The 22344-nt window shown below is 68.7% G+C and carries 17 protein-coding genes; 9 read left to right on the top strand and 8 right to left on the bottom strand.

Annotated elements, in window-relative coordinates:
* Window position 1: 1 nt before the first annotated feature.
* Both ASF43_RS01250 and ASF43_RS01245 read right to left on the bottom strand, forming a co-directional pair.
* Entirely contained in the window at window positions 2–2020 is a 2019-nt protein-coding gene (locus ASF43_RS01250) for a hypothetical protein (RefSeq protein ID WP_056175560.1), read from the bottom strand.
* 59 nt (window positions 2021–2079) lie between these two features.
* The gene (locus ASF43_RS01245; protein WP_056175558.1) at window positions 2080–3471 is read right to left on the bottom strand and encodes a toll/interleukin-1 receptor domain-containing protein; all 1392 of its coding nucleotides are present in this window, start codon (window positions 3469–3471) and stop codon (window positions 2080–2082) included.
* A 239-nt stretch (window positions 3472–3710) separates the two neighbouring features.
* On the opposite strand from ASF43_RS01245, the gene ASF43_RS01240 reads away from it, so the two are divergent.
* The 6 genes from ASF43_RS01240 (at window position 3711) to ASF43_RS31960 (ending at window position 10393) form a co-directional block, all read left to right on the top strand.
* Entirely contained in the window at window positions 3711–5546 is a 1836-nt protein-coding gene (locus tag ASF43_RS01240; protein ID WP_056175556.1) for a putative nucleotidyltransferase substrate binding domain-containing protein, read from the top strand.
* Complete coding sequence (locus ASF43_RS01235; RefSeq protein WP_056175553.1) at window positions 5546–6199, top strand: 3'-5' exonuclease; 654 nt, start codon at window positions 5546–5548, stop codon at window positions 6197–6199. The genes ASF43_RS01240 and ASF43_RS01235 overlap by 1 nt, the downstream gene beginning before the upstream one ends.
* Before the next feature lie 155 nt (window positions 6200–6354).
* The gene (locus tag ASF43_RS01230) at window positions 6355–7464 is read left to right on the top strand and encodes a 5-methyltetrahydropteroyltriglutamate--homocysteine S-methyltransferase (protein WP_056175552.1); all 1110 of its coding nucleotides are present in this window, start codon (window positions 6355–6357) and stop codon (window positions 7462–7464) included.
* Window positions 7465–7486: 22 nt separating this feature from the next.
* Window positions 7487–8863, top strand: a complete 1377-nt coding sequence (locus ASF43_RS01225) for a phosphatidylserine/phosphatidylglycerophosphate/cardiolipin synthase family protein (protein ID WP_056175548.1) — start codon at window positions 7487–7489, stop codon at window positions 8861–8863.
* A 53-nt stretch (window positions 8864–8916) separates the two neighbouring features.
* The gene (locus ASF43_RS01220; protein ID WP_056175545.1) at window positions 8917–10212 is read left to right on the top strand and encodes a serine hydrolase; all 1296 of its coding nucleotides are present in this window, start codon (window positions 8917–8919) and stop codon (window positions 10210–10212) included.
* A gap of 55 nt (window positions 10213–10267) precedes the next feature.
* Window positions 10268–10393 carry a hypothetical protein gene (locus ASF43_RS31960; protein ID WP_255358068.1) on the top strand — a complete coding sequence of 42 codons (126 nt, stop codon included), beginning with the start codon at window positions 10268–10270 and terminating at the stop codon, window positions 10391–10393.
* A gap of 25 nt (window positions 10394–10418) precedes the next feature.
* Here ASF43_RS31960 and ASF43_RS01215 read toward each other — a convergent pair whose 3' ends face one another.
* The 5 genes from ASF43_RS01215 to ASF43_RS01195 all read right to left on the bottom strand — a co-directional run bounded on the left by ASF43_RS01215 (window position 10419) and on the right by ASF43_RS01195 (window position 16075).
* Complete coding sequence (locus ASF43_RS01215; protein WP_056175542.1) at window positions 10419–11480, bottom strand: diguanylate cyclase AdrA; 1062 nt, start codon at window positions 11478–11480, stop codon at window positions 10419–10421.
* A 166-nt stretch (window positions 11481–11646) separates the two neighbouring features.
* Complete coding sequence (locus ASF43_RS01210; protein ID WP_056175539.1) at window positions 11647–12522, bottom strand: carbohydrate ABC transporter permease; 876 nt, start codon at window positions 12520–12522, stop codon at window positions 11647–11649.
* Between the two features lies 1 nt (window position 12523).
* The gene (locus ASF43_RS01205) at window positions 12524–13423 is read right to left on the bottom strand and encodes a carbohydrate ABC transporter permease (RefSeq protein WP_056177974.1); all 900 of its coding nucleotides are present in this window, start codon (window positions 13421–13423) and stop codon (window positions 12524–12526) included.
* A gap of 200 nt (window positions 13424–13623) precedes the next feature.
* The gene (locus ASF43_RS01200; protein ID WP_056175537.1) at window positions 13624–14958 is read right to left on the bottom strand and encodes an ABC transporter substrate-binding protein; all 1335 of its coding nucleotides are present in this window, start codon (window positions 14956–14958) and stop codon (window positions 13624–13626) included.
* 46 nt (window positions 14959–15004) lie between these two features.
* Entirely contained in the window at window positions 15005–16075 is a 1071-nt protein-coding gene (locus tag ASF43_RS01195) for an ABC transporter ATP-binding protein (protein ID WP_056175534.1), read from the bottom strand.
* Window positions 16076–16276: 201 nt separating this feature from the next.
* On the opposite strand from ASF43_RS01195, the gene ASF43_RS01190 reads away from it, so the two are divergent.
* Genes ASF43_RS01190 through ASF43_RS01180 form a run of 3 tightly spaced genes read left to right on the top strand, consistent with a single transcriptional unit; the run spans window position 16277 to window position 19919 of the window.
* Window positions 16277–17023, top strand: coding sequence for a FadR/GntR family transcriptional regulator (locus tag ASF43_RS01190; RefSeq protein WP_056175531.1), 747 nt, complete (start codon window positions 16277–16279; stop codon window positions 17021–17023).
* 26 nt (window positions 17024–17049) lie between these two features.
* A complete protein-coding gene (gene denD, locus ASF43_RS01185) occupies window positions 17050–18066 on the top strand; it encodes a D-erythronate dehydrogenase (RefSeq protein ID WP_056175528.1) in 1017 nt (338 codons plus the stop codon).
* A gap of 23 nt (window positions 18067–18089) precedes the next feature.
* Complete coding sequence (locus ASF43_RS01180; RefSeq protein ID WP_056177971.1) at window positions 18090–19919, top strand: IlvD/Edd family dehydratase; 1830 nt, start codon at window positions 18090–18092, stop codon at window positions 19917–19919.
* A 173-nt stretch (window positions 19920–20092) separates the two neighbouring features.
* Here ASF43_RS01180 and ASF43_RS01175 read toward each other — a convergent pair whose 3' ends face one another.
* Window positions 20093–22183: a hypothetical protein gene (locus ASF43_RS01175; protein WP_156373087.1), complete on the bottom strand. Its 2091-nt coding sequence runs from the start codon at window positions 22181–22183 to the stop codon at window positions 20093–20095.
* Window positions 22184–22344 lie beyond the last annotated feature (161 nt).

Genomic DNA, 22344 nt, shown 5'->3' with positions numbered 1-22344 from the left:
CTCAGCGCGCGCACAGGCTCGCCTTGCGCTCGAACGCCTGCGTTGCCATCACGTCCGCCACCTTGTAGGGCGGGCACACGCCGGCATCCCGGTACGCCCCGGCCTGCACCAGCGGCGTGGTGTGGCTGGGCAGATAGGTCTGCAGCGGCAGGATGGCGCGCACCTGGATGCCCGAGCGCATCAGCGCCAGCGCCACGAGCTTCGCGTCGTCGACGGGCACGGGCGTGCCAAACCAGACGGCGTTGGTCGCATCGGGCAGCAGGGCCGGCCGCGTGCGCACGCCGAAGCCCAGTTCCGACAGCGCATTGCGCACCTTGTCCTGGTCCGCGTCCTTGGTCCAGATCTCCAGCGTGGTGCTGCGCCGGCGCTCACGGCCCGCCGCACCGCCGGCCTGCAGCAGGCTCTGGATGGCGGCGTCGGCCTGCACGGCGTTGTCGATCAGCCAGGCCTTGGTCTCGCCGGTCCAGCCGTAGCGCACCAGCAGCGTCACCTCCTGCAGGCGCTGGCGTGCGGCGGCGGCCTCCGCACTGGCCTTGGCCTCGGCTTCGCGCGCGCGGTCCAGCGCGGCGGCCAATTCGCTGGCCGAGCGCTCGGCCTGCTGCCGCGCCGCATCCGAGCTCTCGCGGGCCTGCACGGCACCCTGGCGCGCGCGGTTGGCCAGCAAGGCCGAGTACACCGCCACCACGGCCAGCACGCTGACCACGGCCAGCGCCGTGGCGATCCAGCGCTTGGCACGGCGCTGGCGTGCCAGGGCTTCCTGTTCGCGCGCCTGCTCGGCCTGCGCGTCCTCGGCGCGCCGTGCGGCGTCGGCTTGCTGCCGCGCGCGCCGCGTGTCGCGCGCCCGGCGCACCACCTCGACCACGCGGTCGTGGATCAGCTCGATGCGCGGCACGTTGCCGGCCGGGTCCACGCGCAGCAGCCGGTGCACCGAGGTCAACTGGTCGAGCTGCGCTGCGTCGATGAAGCCCTGGGCGATGGCGTCGTCCCGCGCATAGCTGCCGCGCGAACGGCCCTGCACCAGGTGGTCTTCAATGAACTGGCGCACCGCGTCGGGCAGGCCGTGCATGGCCTCCTCGTAGAAGTCTTCGATGATGTTCGGCCCGGCCGTGCGCAGCAGCTCGGCGTCGATCTGTTGGCCCGGGCCCCGGCGCCGGTTGAGCTGCGTGCAGCACAGGCTCAGCATCACAGGCTCGACCGTGGCCTCGCCGCCACCGGCCGGCGCGCTGGCCACGAAATCGACCACGGCCTCGGCCGCGCCCTCGGCCAGCACCGCGTGGCCGGCGCGCGCGACCGCGTCCAGCGCCTGCGCGCGCGCCATCGGCAGCAGCCGCATGGACTGGCGCAGCAACGAGGGCAGGCGCGGCTCCCAGGCGCGCAGGTCGGGCAGGTAGTCCTCGCGGAAACTCAGCACGATGCGGTAGCGGCAGCGGATCGCGTCCAGCGCCGCCAGCGCCGCCTTGTCCGACGCGATGGCCGACGGGATGCGGTTCTCCACCAGGTCGCCCAAGCCGTCGAACACGGCCGCCGAAGCGCCGTGCCCGGCCGTGCGCGAGAACACCTCCTCGAACTGGTCGATGACCAGCACCGGCGTCACCAGGTGGTTGTCGGCCGTCCACAGTTCGAAGTCGGGCCGGTGCAGGAACTGCCACAGGCCCTCGCCGGGCGCCGGGTCCGGGCATTCGAGGCCCGCCGTCGCGGCGGCGTCCAGCAGCAGGCGCAGCAGCTGGTCCCAGGGGCTGCCCGGCGCGGCGAAGTCCAGCCGCGCGTGCACGGGCAGGAAGCCGCGCGCGCGCAGCAGCGGAAAGCTGCCGGCCTGCAGCAGCGAGCTCTTGCCCAGGCCCGACTTGCCGTACAGGCTGACGACCGCATGCGCCTCGACCAGCTCGGCCAGTTGGCGCGACTCCTGCTCGCGGCCCTTGAAGTAGGACCGCGAGGCCTCGTCGTAGGGCGCAAGGCCTGGCCAGGGGCGCTGCTCGGTCAGCACGGGGCCGGCGTCGGCCGACTGGATCTGCGCTGTCACTGTTGAACCTTCGCGCTGCGCGCTGCGGTGCTGAGCACCTTGGGGCGGCCCGGCAGTGCTCACGCCGCCGCCCCCGCACGCGCCGGGTTGCGCGCATCGCGCAGCAACTGCCGCAGCGTCTTCAAGGCCGCCTCGTCGGGCATGCCGCCCGGCGCATGGCCCAGGTGCAGGTGGCCCCAGTCCACGACCCCGCCGCCGTAGCGCGCGGGCTCGTAGGCCACATCGACCACCAGCGGCACGACGAAGCTGCGGTTCAGCCCCTGTTCGCGCTCGCGCGCCGCGCGCCACTCGCGGAACACGAAGGCCTCTTCGCGTTGTAGGGCCGCCTGCGACAGCAGCGGCAGGAAGTAGCGGCACGAGCCGATGCCGCCCATGATCTCGCGCGCGAAGTCTTCGCCGGGCTCGATGGCGCCGCGGTCGAACCAGACCTCGGCCTCGGCGCAACCCAGCGCGCGCAGCGACGCCACCAGGCGCTGGGCGGCGGCGGCATCGGTGGCGCGCGAGTAGCTCACGAAGAACACGGCGCCGTGCGGCACCTCGGGCGCGGCCACTGCCCGCGCGGGCACCGGCTGGCGCTCGGCCATCCAGCGCGTGTGCAGCTCGTCGACGAAGGCCGCGGGCGACTGCAGCTCCAGGCACTCGGTGGACTCGCTGAACGACTTGAGGAAGTTGCCCAGTTCGTCATGCTCCTCGGCCGTGCGCGGCGCCTCGACCAGCCACTCGTGGCGCGTCTTCTCCGACAGCCGGTCCTTGTTCGTGAGCCGCAGGAAGAAGCGGCCCAGCCAGTCCGGCAGGCCGCAGCCCAGCATCAGCAGGCTGCGGTCCTGCAGCGCGCGCAGGAAGTTCACCGGCACGTTGCCGCCGCTCGCCATCAGGTTGTGCGCGTACTCGAGCACGTCCTCGTCGTGGATGGCGTAGACCGGCGCCGGCCGCACGCGGCCCAGCATGTACAGCACCCATGCCTGGCTGGACGGCAGCGCGCTCCAGTTCTCCGGCAGGTCGCGCCACTCGTCGGTGGGCAGCTTGGGCGCATGCACCACCTCGCCGACCGCGCGCTGCGCGCCCAGGGCGTTGGCCAGCAGCGTGTCCGGCGTCATGCTCACGAACAGGCGGAAGTCGGTGATCGCCGCCAGTTGGCGCAGCGGCTGCGGCAGCAGTTGGGCGTCGCGCGCGATCTCGTCGTGCAGGTCGGCCACGTCCACATACAGCGCCTGGGCCTTGGCGCGGCCACCGGCCAGCAGGCAGGACACGGCCGCATTGAGCTCGCGGAACGGCTGCAGCACCGGGCGCTGCGCGGCGGGCACGTCGTGCAGATCCAGCAGGCGCTCGGCCACCACCCGCTGGATCGACGACGCCCCGTCCGGCCCGGCCAGCAGCTGCGGCCCCAGCACAGGCACCACGTAGCCACCACGGATCTGGCGCAAGAGGCGTTTCCAGTCGCTTTCGGTCATGCGGGCGGACTCCTGTGTGCTTTCACGTCGTCACAACCGCGCCTTCCAGGCTGCGGCCGCTGTCGCCAGGCACCATGTTCTGGCTGCAAGCTCATTGTTGCGTGAAGTGGCTGTGCTGTCCCGCGCCAACCACCACGCACCCGCGCGCTGCAACGCAATCGCAACGGATTGATGCGCAGCCAACCCGGCCACGTGGGCCACTCGCACAATGCGACGGCCATCTGCAGCCCTGTCCGCCCATGCCGACCGCCTTCAACTTCGCAGCGTCGCCTTTCGACTGCCTGACGCCGGCCGAACAGGCCCTGGTCCGCGACCAGGTCGACATTGCCTACTTCCGCGCGGGCGAGACCGTCCTGGCCAGCGGCCAGGCGCCCACGCACCTGTTCGTGGTGATCAAAGGCTTCGTGCAGCAATTCGAGCCCGGCGACGACCAGCAGGCCGTGGCCAGCTACGGGCCCGACGACAGCTTCGACGGCCGCGCGCTGGTGGCCGGCCGCGCCAGCAGCCGCTTCGTGGCGGCAGAAGAGGTGCTGGCCTACCAGCTCGCCCACGCTGCCGTGAACGAGCTGATCGCGCGTAACGCCACGTTCGGGGCGCTGCTGTTCTCCGACCTGTCGAACAAACTGGGCGCGATTGCCGAGCGCCAGAGCCGGCACGAGCTGCAGTCGCTCACCTTGGCGCGCGTGGACGAGGCCTACCTGCGCCAGCCGGTGTTCATGGACGCCGACGCCGACGTGCTGTCGGCCGTGCGCCTGTTCCGCGAGAAGCGCACCAACACCGTGCTGGTGCGCGACGGCGGGCGCCACGGCGTGTTCACGGCCAACGCGCTGCAGCGCGCCGTGCTGGACGGCCGGCCGCTGGACCGGTTGCCGCTGCGCGAGGTGGCCAGCTTCGAGCTCGTCACCGTGCGCGCCAGCGACCCGGTGGGCGATGCGCTGACGGTGATGGTGCGCCACAAGGTGCACCGCGCCGTGGTGCTGGACGCGCTCGGCGCCGGCACCATCGTCGGCGTGCTGGAGGCGCTGGACCTGTTCAGCTTCCTGTCCAACCACTCCTACCTGATCAGCCGCGACATCGCCGAGGCCGGCGACCTGCCCACGCTGGCGCGCGCGGCCGAGCACATCACGCGGCTGGTGGCGTTGCTTGCACGTGGCGGCACGCGCGTGGGCCAGATCGCCAGCCTGGTGCAGGCGCTCAACGCACGGCTGTTCGAGCGTGCCTGGCAGCTCATTGCGCCGGCCGACCTGGTGGCCAACAGCTGCCTCTTCGTGATGGGCAGCGAAGGCCGTGGCGAGCAGCTGCTGCGCACCGACCAGGACAACGGCCTGCTGCTGCGCAACGGCTATGCGGCGCCCGACGACCTGCCGGCGCTGTGCGCGCGCTTCTCCGAAGCACTGGCGAGCTTCGGCTATCCGCCCTGCGCTGGCGGCGTGATGCTTTCCAACCCGGCCTGGCGCGGCATGGTGTCCGAGTTCGCCGAACGCGCGCGCGGCTGGCTGCTGCAGCCCACGGGCGAGCACTTGATGGCGCTGGCCATCTTTCTGGATGCGCACGCCGTCTGCGGCGACGCGGCCTTACTGGCCGAAGTGCGCGCGCGGCTTTTCGCGCTGGCCACCGACCACGACGCGATGCTGGCCCGCTTTGCGTCGGCCGTCGAGCAGTTCGCCGCCGAAGACGCGCACTGGTGGAGCCGGCTCCTGGCCCGCGACCAGCCCGAGCGCGAGGGCGTGGACCTGAAGAAACAGGGCCTGTTTCCCATCGTGCATGGCGTGCGCAGCCTGGCGCTGCGCGCCGGCGTGCCCGAGACCAGCACGGCCGCGCGGCTGGACGCGCTGGTCATGGCCGGCCAGATGGAGCGCGCCCAGGCCAACGACGTGCTGGACAGCCTGCACTTCTTCATGGACCTCAAGCTCAAGGCCGGGCTGCACGAGATGGACACGGGCCATGCCGTCAGCGGCCGGGTCGACCTGCGGCGCCTGTCCAGCCTGGAGCGCGACCTGCTCAAGGACACGCTCGACGTCGTCAAGCGCTTTCGCCGCAGCCTGCGCTCGCGCTTCCACCTCGACCAGATCTGATGCAACCGTTCGACCGCCCACCCGTCGCGCAGTGGGGCCCGGCCCTCAGGCGCTGGTGGGGCCGGCGGCGATTGAAAGACCCGCACTTCCGCTTCCTGTGGGACACAGCGCCGCCCGACGAATGGGTGTCGCTGGACTGCGAGACCACGGGCCTGGACCGCCAACGCGACGAGATCGTCGCCATCGGCGCCGTGCGCATCCGCGGCAACCGAGTGATGACCAGTGAGCGGCTGGAGCTGCTGGTCCAGCCGGCATTGCGCAAGCCGTCCGCCGACAGCGTGCGCATCCACCAGCTGCGCGAGCAGGACCTTGCGCAGGGCCTGCCCGCAGAGGACGCGGTGCGCCAGCTGCTGCACTTCATCGGCCCCCGGACGCTGGTGGGCTACTACCTGGAGTTCGATGTCGCCATGCTGAACCGCGTTGTGCAGCCGTTGCTGGGCACGCCCTTGCCGCAGCCACAGATCGAGGTCTCGGCCATGTACTACGACCACGTGAACCGGCAGCGCCCGCCCGAGCAGCGGCATGGCTATACGGACCTGCGCTTTGCCACCTTGATGGGCGACCTGGAGCTGCCGCAGCGGCCCGCGCACGACGCGGTGAGCGATGCGGTGATGGCGGCGCTGGCGTTCGTGAAGCTGCGGGCCATCGCCTGAACGCACTGCCTTCGCCATGGCGGCCACCCCTTGGGGGATATCGGCGGCAGAGCCCCTCGCCAGACGTACACTGCCCGCCTTCTCGCAAGCGCCCGCCCCTTCCCCGTCGACCGCCCTGGGCGCCTGCACCACCGCATTGCCCCAACGGAGGAAGAATGATCCAGCTACCCGCCCGCTACGACCACGTCGGCAGCTTTCTGCGCCCTGCCTACCTGCTGGAGGCACGCGAGCAGAAGGCCAGGGGCGCCATCACGCCCGAGCAACTGCGTAAGGTCGAAGACAAGGCCATCACCGAGATCGTGCAGTTCCAGCAGGACGTGGGCCTCAAGAGCATCACCGACGGCGAGTTCCGCCGCACCTATTTCCACATCGATTTCCTGGACCAGTTGGGCGGCGTGAAGACCGACATCCCGGTCACCATCAAGAAGCCGGACGGCACGGAAGAGCTGGCCCCGCCCGTGCTGCGCGTGATCGACAAGGTGCGCCACGTCAAGAACATCCAGCTGGCTGACTTCCAGTACCTGAAGAGCCAGGTGGCTGCCGGTCGCACGCCCAAGGTCACCATCCCCTCGCCCACCATGCTGCACTTCCGCGGCGGCCGCGCCGGCATCAGCCGGGAGGCCTACCCCGAGCTGGAGCCGGCGTTCTACGACGACGTGGCCCAGGCCTATGGCGAAGAGCTGCAGTCGCTGGCCGACGCCGGATGCACCTACGTGCAGATGGACGACACCAACCTGGCCTACCTGTGCGACGAGAAGATGCGCGAGGCCGCACGCCAGCGTGGTGACGACCCCAACGAGCTGCCGCACCGTTACGCCGCCTTCGTCAACAAGGTCGTGGCACGCAAGCCCAAGGGCATGCTGCTGGCCATGCACCTGTGCCGCGGCAACTTCAAAAGCACGCACGCGGCGGCCGGCAACTACGAGCCCGTGGCCGAGGCGCTGCTCAAGGAAATGGACCTGGACGCCTACTTCCTCGAATACGACGACGACCGCTCGGGCGACTTCAAGCCGCTGCGCTACCTGCCCAAGGGCAAGACCGTGGTGCTGGGCCTGGTGACCACCAAGTTCGGCGAGATGGAGAGCAAGGACGACCTGAAGCGCCGCATCGACGAGGCGGCCCGCTACGCGCCGATGGAGCAGCTGGCCCTGTCGCCGCAGTGCGGCTTCTCCAGCACCGTGCACGGCAACAACATCGCCGTGCAGGCCCAGCGCGACAAGTTGCGGCTGGTGGTCGAGACCGCACAAGAAGTCTGGGGAAGCTGACGAGGCGCCGGCGGCACACGGCGTGGCCCACGCCCTGATGGCCTGGCTGCCCAGCGTCTCGCAACACCTGCTGTTCGGGGCGCTGGCCGTGCTGGTCTACGTGCTGACCAACCGCGCGCGCCGCCAGCCGCGCGCGCCCACCACGGCCATCGCCTGGGTCATGGGCCTGGCGCTGCTGCCCTATGTGATGCTGCCGCTGTTCCTGCTGTTCGGCCGGCGCAAGCTGCGGCCAGCCGGCCGGCCCCGGCTGCGCGGCAACCGCACGCCGCGCTTCGCGCACTGGGCGGCCGACCTGCTGGACGGCTGCGAACTCGCGCCGCCCAGCCCCAACCTGTCGCGCTTCCACGCCAATGGCGCCGCCGCCCGCGAAGCGCTGTGGGCCGTGATCGCCGAGGCCAGGCACCGGCTGGACGTGTGCACCTTCATCATCGGCCGCGATGCCTTCGGCGACGAGGTGGTGCGCCGCCTGGTCGAGCGTGCCCAGGCCGGCGTCTCGGTGCGCGTGCTGCTCGACGGCTTCGGCGCGCTGCAGTTGCCGCGCCGCCACTTCGACCGGCTGCGCGAGGCCGGCGGCGATGTCGTGGTGTTCCGCCCGTTCCTGGGCCTGCGCAACACGGGCCCGCGCAACCTGCGCAACCACCGCAAGTTGGTCATTGCGGACGACCACTGGCTGTGGAGCGGAGGGCGCAACCTGGCCGCTGAGTACTTCGAGGGCGATGCCGACAAACCGGCCTGGACCGACCTCAGCTTCGACATCGAAGGCCCCGTCGCCAGCGCCGCCGCCTGGCAGTTCGAGCGGGACTGGGCGGCCGTGCGCCAGACCACGCCACGCCGCGTGGTGGCCGCCACTGCCCCGGTCGGCGCGGCGCAGGCCCAGTTCCTGCCCAGCGGGCCCGACCAGGCCGAAGACACGGCCCATGCGCTGCTGATCGACGCGTGCTACCGCGCCGAACACCGCATCCTGGCCGCCACGCCTTACTTCATTCCCGACGATGCACTGCGCGACGCCCTGCGCCGCGCGGCCCGCCGTGGCGTGGAGGTGGACATCGTGCTGCCTGCGGAGTCCAACCACCGACTGGCGGATTTCGCGCGCAGCCGCGCCATGCGCGACCTGGCCGAAGCCGGTGTGATGTTCCACCTGCTGCCCACGATGTCGCATGCCAAGGCGGTGGTGGTGGACGAGCAGTTCGCGCTGGGCGGCTCGATCAACCTGGACCTGCGCAGCCTGCTGTTGAACCACGAGGCCGGCGTGGTGTTCTACGGCGCGCATGAGATCGCCTGGATGGCGCAGTGGATCGATGCGCAGCGCTCACTTGGGCGCGCGTATGCGCCAGAAGCGCCAGGACTGGTGCAGGATGTGGCCGAGGGGCTGCTGCTGGCGGTGGCGTTCCAGCTGTAGGGCGCCGCGCGACCGTTTGGCGAGAATGCACGCCCGCATCACAGGAAATCGCCATGTCCTTGCGTCTCTACGTGTCGATCTGTGCCCTGGCCCTGGGCCTGCTGGCGCCGGGCCACGCCCCGGCGCTGCAACCGGCAGCCACGCCCGAAGCAGCGGGCCTGGCAAGTGAACGCCTCGCGCCCCTTGCCGCCGCCATCGAGGAAGGCATTAGCCGGCAGGACATCCCCGGTGCCGTCGTACTGCTCGCACGCCGGGGCCGGATCGCCTATCTGCAAGCCTTCGGGGCGCGCGATCCGGCGACGGGCGCGGCGATGACCCACGACACCATCTTCCGCATGGCCTCGATGACCAAGCCCGTCACGAGCATTGCCGCCATGGTGCTCGTGCAAGACGGCCGGCTCCGCCTGGAGGACCCGGTCTCGCGCCATCTGCCGGACTTCAAGGATCTGATGGTCGGCGTGCCGACGACCGATGCCACTGGCCAGGCCAGCCTCAGGCTCGAACCCGCGCGGCGCGAAATGACGGTGTTGGACCTGATGCGCCACACCTCGGGTCTGACCTACGGCTTCATCGGCAAGTCGCTGATCAAGGAACGCTACAACGCGGCGAAAGTCACGGACCCAGGCCAGTCGAACGCCGACATGGCCGCCAAGCTGGCGCGCCTGCCGCTGCAGAACCAGCCTGGTACGACCTGGGACTACGGCATGTCGACCGACCTGCTGGGCCACCTTGTCGAAGTGGTCAGCGGCATGACACTGGAACGCTTCTTCGCGCAGCGCATCTTCGGCCCGCTCGGCATGCATGACAGCGGCTTCACGCTGCGCGATCCGGCCCAGCTGGCGCGGGTCGCCGCGGCCGGCACCGACCCTGCGACCGGCAAGCCCGCGGTGCTGCGAGACGTCGGCATGCCCTCGTGGCAGTCCGGCGGCGGCGGACTGGTGTCCACCGCCCATGACTACGCCCGCCTGTGCCAGATGCTCCTGAATGGCGGCGAACTGGACGGCGTGCGCATCCTGTCACGCGAATCGGTCGAACAGATGACCCGCGACCAGCTGTCGCCTGACATGCACAGCACCAGCACCAAGTTCCCGGTCGTGGATGTGCGCCGTGAGGCGGGCAACGGCTTCGGCCTGGGCTTCATGGTGCGCACCGACGAGGGCCGCAGCGCGATCCGCGGCAGCGTGGGCGACTACACCTGGAACGGATTGCTTGGCACCTACTTCTGGGTCGACCCGCAGCGGGAGATGTTCGGCATCGTGCTGTTTCAGACACCACCTGCGGCCTATGTCCGCGCGGCAGGCTATTGGGTGCGCCTACGCAATCTGGCCTACGAGGCGCTGGCGGACTGATGCAAGCCCAGGCCAGCGCTGCGCCCACCCTTGCCTTCAACCCAACGAGAGATCCATGGAACCCATCAACTGGCTGCTGTTCGCCGTCTTCATCGTCATCGTGGTCTGGAAGCTGATCCGGCAGCGTGGCGGCGAGAAGCCGCCAAGCCATCGGCAGGACGACCCGCATCAACCCCGGTAGAGCCCCCGTGCCGACGCCGGGACGATCAGGCTGGCGTAGGCACCGGCACAGCGCGCCCCAGTGGCCGGACCTCCACCCGGTTGCGCCCTGCGCGCTTGGCCTCGTACAGCGCGGCATCTGCAGCAGCCACCCAAGCGCGTGGATCCTTGAAGTCAGCGCAGATCTCGGCGATCCCGATGCTGTTGGTGAAGCACAGGTCCGGGTGGTCGCGCAGGCGGTGCCTTTCGGCCGCAGAGCGGATGCGCTGCGCGATCTCCTGTGCCTGCGCCAGGTCGGCGCCGCGCAGCAGGATGGCGAACTCGTCGCCGCCGTAGCGCCCGGCGCAGTCGCTGCCGCGCACGTTGGCGCGCATGATCAGGCTCAGTGCACGCAGCACGTCATCGCCGACCGTGTGGCCGCAGCGGTCGTTGATGCACTTGAAATCATCGACGTCCAGCATCAGCAGGCAGGCCGACTCGCCATCGGCCGCATGCCGCAGCAGCGCCAGTTCGACCTGCTGCTCCCAGTACGCGCGGGCGTACAACCCGGTCAGGGGATCGAACCGGCGTAGTTCGTCCAGCAGGCGGTTCTGGTGCGAGATCCTGCGGATCAGCCCATGGCTGGACAGGCTCACCGACAAGGTGTGCAGCACCAGCAAGGGCAGGCAGGCGACGATCACGCGCATGCTGGTCTGCGGCGACACCGCCGCCCCCGTCATCCACAGTCCGAGCAAACCGGCCAACAGCATGCCCGGCAGCGACTGGAGCCACAGCCAGCGAATGCCGGTGGCGATCTTGTCGAGCAGGCACAGCGTGACCAGCAGCACGCTGGGCAACAGGTTGAAGTGCATCAGCGGGACGAACAGCGCCGCCATGGCAGAGTCGATCAGCAGATTGCGCAACTCTGCCTGCCCCGGCGCCGCGCTGCGCCGCGTCAGCCACCAGGCCAGGTGCGGCCAGACGAAGCCGCAGAACACGGCGAGCGCCCAGGGCAAGGGACCTGACTGCCGTTCGTGCAGCACCACCAGCACGACCAGCGAGCCCAACGCCATGCCGCACGCACGCAGCGGATAAATGAGCCGGGGCAGATGGTCGAGATCGTCAGCCATGCTAGGACAACCGCCTGAAAAGCCGCTGAGCAGTCTAGTGGCGTCGCACGCAAGGCTGAAGGCCAGGCCGCCGCGCGGCAGCCCGCGCAGGACGGACGGTTGCACGCGCGCCGAGACGCCGAGGCCGCAATGCGCGCGCCAGCTGGCGCCCGCAGCCGCGCGGGGCCTACTCCTTGACCGACCCCGTCATCCCGGAGACGTAGTACTCGACGAAGAACGAGTAGATGAAGGCCACCGGCAGCGAGCCCAGCAGCGCGCCGGCCATCAGCGGCCCCCACTGGTACACGTCGCCCTGCACGAGTTCGGTGACCACGCCCACGGGCACGGTCTTGACCTCGGAGGACGAGATGAAGGTCAGCGCGTAGATGAACTCGTTCCACGACAGCGTGAACGCGAAGATGCCGGCCGAGATCAGGCCAGGCACGGCCAGCGGCAGCACCACCTTGATGAGGATCTGCCAGCGCGTGGCGCCGTCGATCAGCGCGCACTCTTCCAGCTCCATCGGGATGGAGCGGAAGTAGCCCATCAGCAGCCAGGTGCAGAACGGAATCAGGAAAGTCGGGTAGGTCAGGATCAGCGCCAGCCGCGTGTCGAACAGACCCAGGTTGAACACCACGTTGGCCAGCGGGATGAACAGGATGGACGGCGGCACCATGTAGGCCAGGAAGATCGACAGGCCCACGTGCTTGCTGCCCTTGTAGCGCAGCCGCTCGATGGCGTAGGCCGCCAGCACCGAGGCCACCAGCGAGACGAAGGTGGAGACCACGGACACCAGCACCGTGTTCCACAGCCACTGCGGGTAGGTGGTCTCGAACAGCAGCTTGTGGAAGTGCGTGAGCGTGGGGTTGATGACCCAGAAGGGGTTGCCGTCGCGCGAGAGCAGTTCCGCATCCGGCTTGATGGAGGTGATCACCATCCAGTAGAACGGGAACAGCAGCACGATCAGGAACACGATCAGCGGCAGGTAGACCGTCACCGCCTTGCGCGGGATCGAGTCCAGGTAGGACATGCCGACGGCGTCGACTTCGGTGGCTTTGCTCATGTCAATCTTTCCCGCCCTGTTGCCATGCCCTGCGTTGCAGGCCGAAGAAGCTGAACAGCACGCAGGCTAGCAGGAACGGCACCATCGCGATTGCGATCGCCGCGCCCTCGCCTAGTGCACCGCCCGAGATCGCGCGCTGGAACGACAGCGTGGCCATCAGGTGCGTGGCGTTCAGCGGGCCGCCGCGCGTGATGACGTAGATCAGCTGGAAGTCGGTGAAGGTGAACAGCACCGAGAAGGTCATGACCACGGCGATGATGGGCGTGAGCAGCGGCAGCGTGACGTGGCGGAACTGCTGCCAGCGCGAGGCGCCGTCGATGGCCGAGGCTTCGTAGTAGGACGGCGAGATCGTCTGCAGCCCGGCCAGCAGCGTGATGGCCACGAAGGGCACGCCGCGCCACACGTTGGCGATGATCACCGCGATGCGCGCGTTCCACTCGTTGCCCAGGAAGTCGATGTAGGTGTCGATCAGCCCCATCTTCACGAGCGCCCAGCTGATGATGGAAAACTGCGAGTCGTAGATCCACCAGAAGGCGATGGCCGACAGCACCGTGGGCACGATGTAGGGCAGCAGGATCACGGCGCGGAAGAACGTCTTGAAGCGCAGGTGCTTGTTCAGCAGCAGCGCCAGCCACAGGCCCAGGCCGAACTTCAGGATGCTGGCCACCACCGTGTAGAACAAGGTGTTGAACAGCGCCAGCCGCGTGACCGAGTCGTTCCAGAGGTAGATGTAGTTTTCCAGGCCGACCCACACGCCGGCCCGGCCCACCTTGGTGTCGGTGAAGCCGAGCCAGGTGCCCAGGCCCAGTGGATAGGTCAGGAACAGCAGCAGCAGCACCGCCGCTGGCAGCATGAACAGGAAGCCGAGACCGTTGCGGCTGTTTTGCAGGCGGGCGAGCATGCTCATTGGATGACCCTGGCTTCCGTCCACATGAAGCGACGCTGATGGCAAATGCGCAAGCGGTGCATAAGGAACTCGTGGCAAGCGCAGCGAAGCCCGTTCGGGGGCACCCGCGGAACCGGCTCTGCCGGGCCGCCGGGTGCGCCCCCTCGAGGGGGGATTCGGCTACACGAAGTGAGCAAGAAACGGGGGTGGGAAAGCTAGACCTTGTAGTAACGCTCGGCGCGCTTCTGGGCGCGCTCTGCGGCTTCCTTGGGCGTCTTCGAGCCGCTGGCGGCCTCGGCCACCATGTTGGCGACGATGAAGTCCGCGCCCGCGCCGGCCGATGCATAGCCGAGCTTGCCCTCGTAGCCCGCAGGCCGCATGTTCTTCACGCAGTCGCGGTAGGGCGTGTGCTTGGGGTCGGAGGTCCAGATCGGGCAGGACTCGTAGGCCGCCAGCGGCTGGCCGATGTAGCCGCCCGCGCCGATCAGCCAGGCGTCGAACTGCTCGCGCTCCATCATGAAGCGCAGGAACTCCTTGGCCGCATTCGGGAACTTGGTGTACTTCATGATCATCTGGTTGAAGAACAGATGCGACTCTGTGGGCACACCCGCCGGCCCGATGGGGAACGGCGCGTGGTTGATGTCGGCAGCCATCTCCTTGATCCTGGCGTCGGGTGAGTTCTTCGCGGCGTAGTAGATGGAGATGCCGTTGTTGGTGACGCTGATCTGGCCGTCCAGAAAGGCCTTGTTGTTGTTCGGGTCCAGCCAGGACAGGGTGCCCGGGATGAAGGTGCCGTACAGCTCCTTGGCGTATTCCAGCGCCTTGAGGGTCTCGGGGCTGTCGATCACGACCTTGTTGGTCTTGTCCACCAGCTTGCCGCCGTGCGACCAGATCAGCCAGTTGGTCCACAGGCTGTCGCCCGTGGCATTGCCCAGTGCATAACCGCCCGGCGTGCCCTTTTCCTTGAGCGCCTTGTGCAGCGCCAGGAAGCCGGCCGTGTCCTTGGGGAAGGTGTCGAAGCCAGCGGCCTTCACCATGCTCTGGCGGTACACGATCATGGAGCCGGACGCCCCCAGGCCCAGGCCCAGCCAGCGCTTGCCGTCGGGCCGCAGGTATTGCTGCACTGCCGGGTACCAGCCGCCGTATTTCTTGCCCAGGTACTCGGCCAGGTCGGTCACGTCGAGCAGCTTGTCGGGGTACAGGTTGGCGTCGTCGTTGGTCGACAGGATGATGTCGGGGCCCGCGCCTGTGTTGGCCGCCACGGCAGCCTTGGGGCGCACGTCTTCCCAGCCTTCGTTGTCCACGCGCACTTCCACACCCGTGGCCTCGCTGAACTTCTTGACGTTGGCCATGTAGGCGTCGATGTCGCCCTGCACGAAACGGCTCCAGCGCAGCACGCGCAGCTTGGCGCCCTTCTCGGGCTTGAAGGTGAGGTTCTGCGCGCGCGCGAACGGCGAGAACATGACGCCGCCCGCGCCGATGGAAGCCGCGGCCGCCGCGCCGGCGGACCCTTTGAGAATGCTGCGCCGACGCTGTTGGAAGTCACTCATCGTCAAGTCTCCTGTGAAAGTTCAGAACGGTGCGATCAGGGAAGATTCAGGCCACCAGCCGTTCACCGGTGCCCGCGTCGAAAAGGTGGGCGCGCTGCAGGTCGGGCTGCAGGTGGATCACGCTGCCAGGCGCGAAGTCGTAGCGCTCGCGGAACACGGCCGACAGCTCGGCGCCCTCGTGCCGGCAGGCGACGAAGGTGTCCATGCCCGTGGGCTCCATCACGGCCACCGTGGCCGGGATGCCGGTGCCGGCCAGCGTGAGGTGCTCGGGCCGCGTGCCGTAGATGACGGCCTGGCCGTCCTGACCACCCGAGCCCAGCGGGGCCGCGAGACGCGTGCCGTCCTTGAGTTCGACCTCGGCCGCGCCCCCCGTGCGGCGCAGCGTGCCGGGCAGAAAATTCATCGAAGGCGAGCCGATGAAGCCGGCCACGAACTGGTTGGCCGGCCGGTCGTACAGCTCCAGCGGGTTGCCGGTCTGCTCGATGCGGCCGTCGCGCATGACCACGATCTTGTCGCCCATGGTCATGGCCTCGATCTGGTCGTGCGTGACGTAGACCGAGGTTGTCTTGAGCCGCTGGTGCAGCTCCTTGATCTCGCTGCGCATGGCAACGCGCAGCTTGGCGTCCAGATTGGACAGCGGCTCGTCGAACAGGAACACCTGCGGGTCGCGCACGATGGCGCGGCCCATGGCCACGCGCTGGCGCTGGCCGCCCGAGAGCTGGCGCGGGTAGCGGTCCAGCAGCGGCACCAGGGCCAGGATCTCGGCGGCGCGCTGCACCTTGGTGGCGATGACGCCCTTGTCGGCCTTGGCCAGCTCCAGCGAGAACGCCATGTTGTCGCGCACCGTCATGTGCGGATACAGCGCGTAGTTCTGGAACACCATCGCGATGTCGCGTTCCTTGGGCGGCAGGTCGTTCACGCGCTTGTCGCCGATGCGGATCTCGCCGCCGTTGATCTGCTCCAGCCCGGCGATCATGCGCAGCAACGTGGACTTGCCGCAGCCTGAAGGCCCCACCAGCACGGTGAAGGAACCGTCCTGGATGTCGATGTCCACGCCATGCAGGATGGGGACATCACCGAAGTTCTTCTTGACACCCTGAATCGTGACGCTCGCCATGCACTGGGCTCTTTTCGGAAGTTGATTTGCGTGGCCACGGTCAAACCATGGCACCTTGCGGCCCGCGCAGTATGGGCACTGCGAACTGCCATCGCCATCAGGGAAATCCGGTAGTAGACAAGTCGCTAAATTTGTATGATGACCTGACTACCGTCCGGCTTTTCCGTGTTGCATCGCCCCTCCTCTTCTCTCCCGCCGACCGTGACCGCCCCGCTGCGGCAGGAGGCCGACCGGCTGTCGGACCGGCTCGCGCTGCGGCTGGCGCAGCAGATCGAGTCCGGCGCGCTGCGCCCCGGCGACCGCCTGCCCACCGAGCAGCAGCTGAGCCAGGCGCACGGCATCTCGCGCACCGTGGTGCGCGAGGCCGTGCACCAGCTCAAGTCGCGCGCGCTCGTGGTGTCGCGCCAGGGCTCGGGCGTGTTCGTCGCGGCCGAGCCCCAGCACCAGGCGCTGGCTTTCGACCCGCGCGTGCTGGAGTCGGTGGACGCCGTGGTGCACGTGGTCGAGGTGCGCCGCGTGCTCGAAGGCGAGATCGCCGCGCTGGCCGCCGAGCGCGCCACGCGCAACCAGATCGCCGGCATGCGCCGCCAGCTCAAGGCCATCGACCTGGCGGTGGCCGAGGGCCGCGACGGCGTGGCCGAAGACCTGGGCTTTCACCGCCTGATCGGCGAGGCCACCGGCAACCCGCAATTCAGATTGCTGCTGGGCTTTCTCGAGCAGTACCTGCGCGAAGGCATGCGCATCACGCGCGGCAACGAGGCGCGGCGCAGCGACTTCATGCAGGCCGTGCAGCTGGAGCACCGTGCCCTCGTCGATGCTATCGCCGCACGCGACCCAGCCGCCGCACGGCACCACGCCGTGAGCCACATCCTGCAGGGCGAGCAGCGCCTGGTCGAAGGCGGCGTGATCGCCGGCCGGCGCCAGCGTGCGGCGCGCCGTGCGTCCTGACCACCCATTCCCAACAAGGAACCACCATGAAACTCCTGATCACCGGCGGCGGCGGCTTTGTGGGCGCCCGCCTGGCGCGCACGCTGCTGGCCCGCCCGCAACTCGATGGCCAGGCCATCACCCAGCTCGTGCTGACCGACATCGCCCCGCCGCCGGCCGACCTGCTGGCCGACCCGCGCGTACAGGCGCGTACCGGCACGCTGCTGTCGCAGACGCCAGCCATCAGCGGCGAAGACTTCGACGGCGTGTTCCACCTGGCCTCGGCCGTGTCGGGCGAGTGCGAGCTGGACTTCGAGCTGGGCCTGCGCTCCAACCTGGACAGCACGCGCGCCCTGCTGGACGCGCTGCGCGCACGCGGCGCCGAAAGTGGCAAGGTGCCCAAATTCGTGTTCTCCAGCTCGGTGGCTGTGTTCGGGCCCGATGCCTCCGTGCCCATGCCGCCGCGCGTGGCCGACGACACGCTGCCCGCGCCGCAGACCTCCTACGGCACGCACAAGCTGATGTGCGAATACCTGATCGCCGACTACACGCGCAAGGGCTACATCGACGGCCGCTCGGCGCGCCTGATGACGGTGACGGTGCGGCCCGGCCGGCCGAACGGTGCGGCGTCGAGCTTTTTCAGCGGCATCATCCGCGAGCCGCTGGCGGGCGTGGTGTCCGTCTGCCCGGTCGACCCCGAGGTGTCGCACCCCATGTCGTCGCCCTCGCAGACGGTGGACGGATTGATCAAGGTCTACGAGGCCACGCGCGAGCAACTGGGCGGCCGGCTCGCGCTCAATTTGCCTGGCCTGAACGTGCGCGTGGCCGACATGCTGGCCGCGCTCGAGGAAGTGGCCGGCCCCAAGGTGCGCGCGCTGGTGCGCTTCGAGCGCAACGAAGGCATCGCCGGCATCGTGGCCAACTGGCCCACCGGCTCCAGCGCCGAACGCGCCGGCAAGCTGGGCCTGAAGCCCTACACCCAGTTCGCCGAGATCATCCGCGAGTACATCGCCGACTGCCAGGCTGGCCCCAACGCACAAGACACCCTCAAAGGCATGCAATGAGCAAGAAGAACGACACGATGAAGATGGCCGCCAAGGCCGACAAGAAGGCCGCAAAGAAGGCCGGTGGCGGCCAGCCGCGGCGTCTGCGCTCGCAGGCCTGGTTCGACAACCCGTCCAACGCCGACATGACCGCGCTGTACCTCGAACGCACGATGAACTTCGGCCTCTCGTTCGACGAGCTGCAGTCCGGCCGGCCCATCATCGGCATCGCGCAGACCGGCTCGGACATCGCACCGTGCAACCGGCACCACATCGTGTTGGCCGACCGCGTGAAGGAAGGCATTCGCGACGCGGGCGGCATCGCGTTCGAGTTCCCCATCCACCCGATCCAGGAAACCTGCAAGCGCCCCACCGCCTCGCTGGACCGCAACTTGCAGTACCTCTCGCTGGTCGAGATCCTGTACGGCTACCCGATCGACGGCTGCGTGCTGACCACGGGCTGCGACAAGACCACGCCGGCCCAGCTCATGGCCGCGGCCACGGTGGACATCCCGGCCATCGCGCTCAACAGCGGGCCCATGCTGAACGGCTGGTTCCAGGGCGAGCGCACGGGCTCGGGCACCATCGTCTGGAAGGCGCGTGAGCTCATGGCCGCCGGTGAGATCGGCTACCCCGAGTTCCTCAAGCTCGTGGCGTCATCGGCCCCCTCCACTGGCCACTGCAACACGATGGGCACGGCGTCCACCATGAACGCGCTGGCCGAGGCGCTGGGCATGACGCTGCCGGGCAGCGCGGCGATCCCCGCGCCCTACCGCGACCGGCAGGAGATGGCCTACCTCACGGGCAGGCGCATCGTCGAGATGGTGCGCGAAGACCTCAAGCCCTCGGACATCATGACGCGCGCGGCCTTCGAAAACGCCATCGTCATCAATTCGGCCATCGGCGGCTCCACCAACGCGCCCATCCACCTGAACGCGATCGCCAAACACATCGGCGTGCCGCTGTCCAACGACGACTGGGAAAAGCACGGCTACAAGGTCCCGCTGATCGTGAACCTGCAGCCCGCCGGCAAGTACCTGGCCGAGGACTACTACCGCGCCGGGGGCCTGCCGGCCGTGGTGGCCGAGCTGATCGCCAAAGGCAAGATCCAGCCCGCCATCACCGCCAACGGCAAGACGCTGATCGACAACTGCACGGGCAAGTTCAGCAGCGACCGCGACGTGATCCTGCCCTACGCCAAGCCGCTCAAGAAGGACGCCGGCTTCCTGCACTTCACAGGCAACATCTTCGACTCGGCCATCATGAAGACCAGCGTGATCACGCCGGAGTTCCGCGAGCGCTACCTGGAGAACGCGGCCGACCCCATGGCCTTCGAAGGCCCGGCCGTGGTGTTCGACGGGCCGGAGGACTACCACCACCGCATCGACGACCCCAAGGTGGGCATCACGGCGCAAAGCGTGCTGTTCATGCGCGGCGTGGGGCCGGTGGGCTACCCCGGCGCGGCCGAGGTAGTGAACATGCGCGCGCCGGACTACCTGCTGAAGAAGGGCGTCACCGCCCTGCCCTGCATCGGCGACGGGCGCCAGAGCGGCACCTCGGGCTCGCCCTCGATCCTGAACGCCTCGCCCGAGGCCGCCACCGGCGGCAACCTGGCGCTGCTCAAGACCGGCGACCGCGTGCGCATCGACCTCAAGAAGCGCCGCGCCGAGATGCTGGTGTCCAACGAGGAGCTGGCAGAACGACGCGCGGCGCTGGAAGCGCAAGGGGGCTACCAGTTTCCGCCGAGCCAGACGCCGTGGCAGGAGATCCAGCGTGCGGTGGTCGGCGAGCTGTCCGAAGGCATGGTGCTCAAGCCGGCCGTCAAGTACCAGAAGATCCACGCGACCTTCGGAGTGCCGCGGGACAACCATTGAGGGCGTGACGCGGCGCAACGCGCCGTCATGCGACCGGCGCAAATGCAGCATGGGACTGCTGCAAATCCACCACCATCGACCTGGTGCGGCTCTGTGCCGCGCCATCCCCCTCCACGGCCTCGCTTGGTGCCCACACACCGGGCCGCGCTGCATGCGTGGCCCGGAGCGGGGCATCAGTTGAATTGCACCGTCTGGTCCTTGTAAGACCCGTCCAGGATCTTGTAGCGCCACTGCAGCGTGCGGCTCGTGTAGAACGAGGTCGTGAGCGCCGGGAACTGCCCGCCCCCCGACGCCGTGGCCGCCTGGCTGGAAGCGCTCTTGCCCACCGTGATCGACGGCGAATTGACGGTGCCCGTGGCGTCGCTGTAGCTGTAGACGTTGACCGAATCAACGCGTTGCGCGTAGGGGTTGATCACCCAATCGAGCGTTACCGTCGATGCGGCGGGCGCGCCGTCGCTGGCCAGTGCCCGCGTCGCGGCAGGGATCTCGTGCCACTGCTGGGTCGCAGCGTAGGCAGCGGGCACGACTGGCGTGACGATGCTGCTGCTGAACGTCACGCGAGGCGTCGGCTCGGTCGAACCATCGGGCGCGGCATAGAACAGCTCGAAGGCATAGCGTGACCAAGACGGCACCTTGCTCAAATCGAAGCGCCAGCTCGCGCTGGGCGCCTCGCCGTACATCGTGGGATGCGCCCAGAACAGGAACTGCGGTGTCGGCGAGGCCTGGTAGGGGTTGGTGCGCAGGTTGAACGCGTCACTGCCGACAATGCCCAGCGTGCGCTGCAGGTAGAAGATGTTCTGCGCGCCGTTGGCGAACTGCTGGGTCGCAGGAATCACACCCGTGGTGTTGAAGATCGTCATCCAGTTGTGCGGCAGCCCGTTCGCGTCCGCGTACACCAAGCCGGCGTCCGGCAGCCCTGGCCCTTTCACGCGCGCGTAGCGCAGGCCTTCGGAATTGGGGCCGCGGCCCGGGCGCGCGATGAAGATCTCCAACCCGGTCTGGTAGCGTGAGGGCGCTACGTCGTACTGCGCGTGAAAGGCCTCGGGCAACAATTGCTCCTGCTTGCGGATGGCGGCGCGCACATAGGCGTTGACCGTGCGCTGGTTGCCGTACAGCCACCATGCGCTGGTCCGCGTGGCGCTTTGCGTGCCGGGGAATTTTTTGACCGTCAGGATGCGGTTGTCGCCGACGCCGTTCTTGTCGGCAAAGCGCAGGTTGATCACGGCCTGGTCGCGCCCGTCGTTCATGACCGTGTAGCGCAACAGCTCGGGCCGGTTGAACTTGGCGCCATCCATGTCGGCGGATGCGACCAATGCGCCGAACGAACCCTCTGTGTCGTAACCGCTGTTGCGGTAAGTCGCCCCGCCGGTGCTTGCGCTGGGTGCATCGTCGACGAACAGACCATCGCAGGCGGCGGAGTCCGGGCGCGTGGCCGAGGGGACGGCAAAGCACGCTTCAAATGCTGTTTTGAAGACGTCGAGCTCCGTGATGGAGAAGCCCGTCACGGTGGTCGCTCCCACTGCAGGCGCGCTGGTGGTCGTGGCATCGGCCAGCGCCACCGGCGCAGCGCCAGGCGTCAGCACGTTGGCTACCACGGGCACGCCGTTCTCGAACGTCACGCGCACCTGGTCCAGCAAACTGTCGGCACCAGTGTTGGATCCGCCCACGAAAGGCGTGGAGACGAAGTCGAAGGTGGCCGGGTCCAGCTGCACGCTGCTGATGACGGCGGCCAGCTGGCGGACCACGTTGGCCTTGACGGCGTTGACCGATGCAGGGTCCAGAGCGGCCACGAGGGCTGGGTCGCGGGCCAGCGCAAACGCGTCACGGTTGGGCGCCAGTTGCGCCACGATGGCCGTGGTGAGCGGGCTGACGTTGGCCGTGCCGACCTGGCCGGCGGCGGGAACGGCGGTGGTGAGGCTCACCATGGGCTCGACCAGCCCGGCAGGGTCTGTCGCCACCAACAGCAAGGGCGCTGCAGCGCTGGGGACCAGCGTGCACCGGTAAGCACCTGCTGGGTCGGCCAGCACCGGCGATGCCGTGCAGGCACTGGTACCGGTCCGGTCCGTCACGACCACCGCAGCGCCCGCGAGTGCCGCGCCCGTGGCCACCGTGCCCGACAGCGTCGCCTGCGCAGGCGGTGACGGGGGTGGTGGCGGGGGCGCGGCTGACGAGTCGTCGCCACCCCCGCCGCCGCACGCCGTGAGCGCAGCGGACAACGCGAACACGGCGCATTGCAGCGCACGGGCCTTCGATAAGTTCTTCATGTATTTCTCCGAAGTGATGACACGGCTGCGTATGCAAAAGTTACGCGTTGTGAATGTGATCTCGCGCCAAAGCCGCGTCAACGCTTCGACGGATCACCATCCGTGCTTCGTCACTCCAATTGATGAAGGCCGGTCGGCAGGACCGGGAACCCTGGGCCACG

The sequence above is a fragment of the Pseudorhodoferax sp. Leaf267 genome (genome assembly GCF_001422405.1).
Lineage (GTDB): Bacteria > Pseudomonadota > Gammaproteobacteria > Burkholderiales > Burkholderiaceae_C > Pseudorhodoferax.
Note: the sequence above shows the minus strand (reverse complement) of the source record. Positions and strands in the feature narration are given on the sequence as shown.

Excerpts from the sequence above, each read along its gene's own strand:
- ASF43_RS01210 (WP_056175539.1), bottom strand. The coding sequence starts at position 12,522 with ATGAGCAAAGCCACCGAAGTCGACGCCGTCGGCATGTCCTACCTGGAC.
- ASF43_RS01205 (WP_056177974.1), bottom strand. The coding sequence starts at position 13,423 with ATGCTCGCCCGCCTGCAAAACAGCCGCAACGGTCTCGGCTTCCTGTTC.
- ASF43_RS31960 (WP_255358068.1), top strand. The coding sequence starts at position 10,268 with ATGGAACCCATCAACTGGCTGCTGTTCGCCGTCTTCATCGTCATCGTG.
- ASF43_RS01245 (WP_056175558.1), bottom strand. The coding sequence starts at position 3,471 with ATGACCGAAAGCGACTGGAAACGCCTCTTGCGCCAGATCCGTGGTGGC.
- ASF43_RS01240 (WP_056175556.1), top strand. The coding sequence starts at position 3,711 with ATGCCGACCGCCTTCAACTTCGCAGCGTCGCCTTTCGACTGCCTGACG.
- ASF43_RS01235 (WP_056175553.1), top strand. The coding sequence starts at position 5,546 with ATGCAACCGTTCGACCGCCCACCCGTCGCGCAGTGGGGCCCGGCCCTC.
- ASF43_RS01180 (WP_056177971.1), top strand. The coding sequence starts at position 18,090 with ATGGCCGCCAAGGCCGACAAGAAGGCCGCAAAGAAGGCCGGTGGCGGC.
- ASF43_RS01195 (WP_056175534.1), bottom strand. The coding sequence starts at position 16,075 with ATGGCGAGCGTCACGATTCAGGGTGTCAAGAAGAACTTCGGTGATGTC.
- ASF43_RS01175 (WP_156373087.1), bottom strand. The coding sequence starts at position 22,183 with ATGAAGAACTTATCGAAGGCCCGTGCGCTGCAATGCGCCGTGTTCGCG.
- ASF43_RS01220 (WP_056175545.1), top strand. The coding sequence starts at position 8,917 with ATGTCCTTGCGTCTCTACGTGTCGATCTGTGCCCTGGCCCTGGGCCTG.
- ASF43_RS01230 (WP_056175552.1), top strand. The coding sequence starts at position 6,355 with ATGATCCAGCTACCCGCCCGCTACGACCACGTCGGCAGCTTTCTGCGC.
- denD (WP_056175528.1), top strand. The coding sequence starts at position 17,050 with ATGAAACTCCTGATCACCGGCGGCGGCGGCTTTGTGGGCGCCCGCCTG.
- ASF43_RS01215 (WP_056175542.1), bottom strand. The coding sequence starts at position 11,480 with ATGGCTGACGATCTCGACCATCTGCCCCGGCTCATTTATCCGCTGCGT.
- ASF43_RS01200 (WP_056175537.1), bottom strand. The coding sequence starts at position 14,958 with ATGAGTGACTTCCAACAGCGTCGGCGCAGCATTCTCAAAGGGTCCGCC.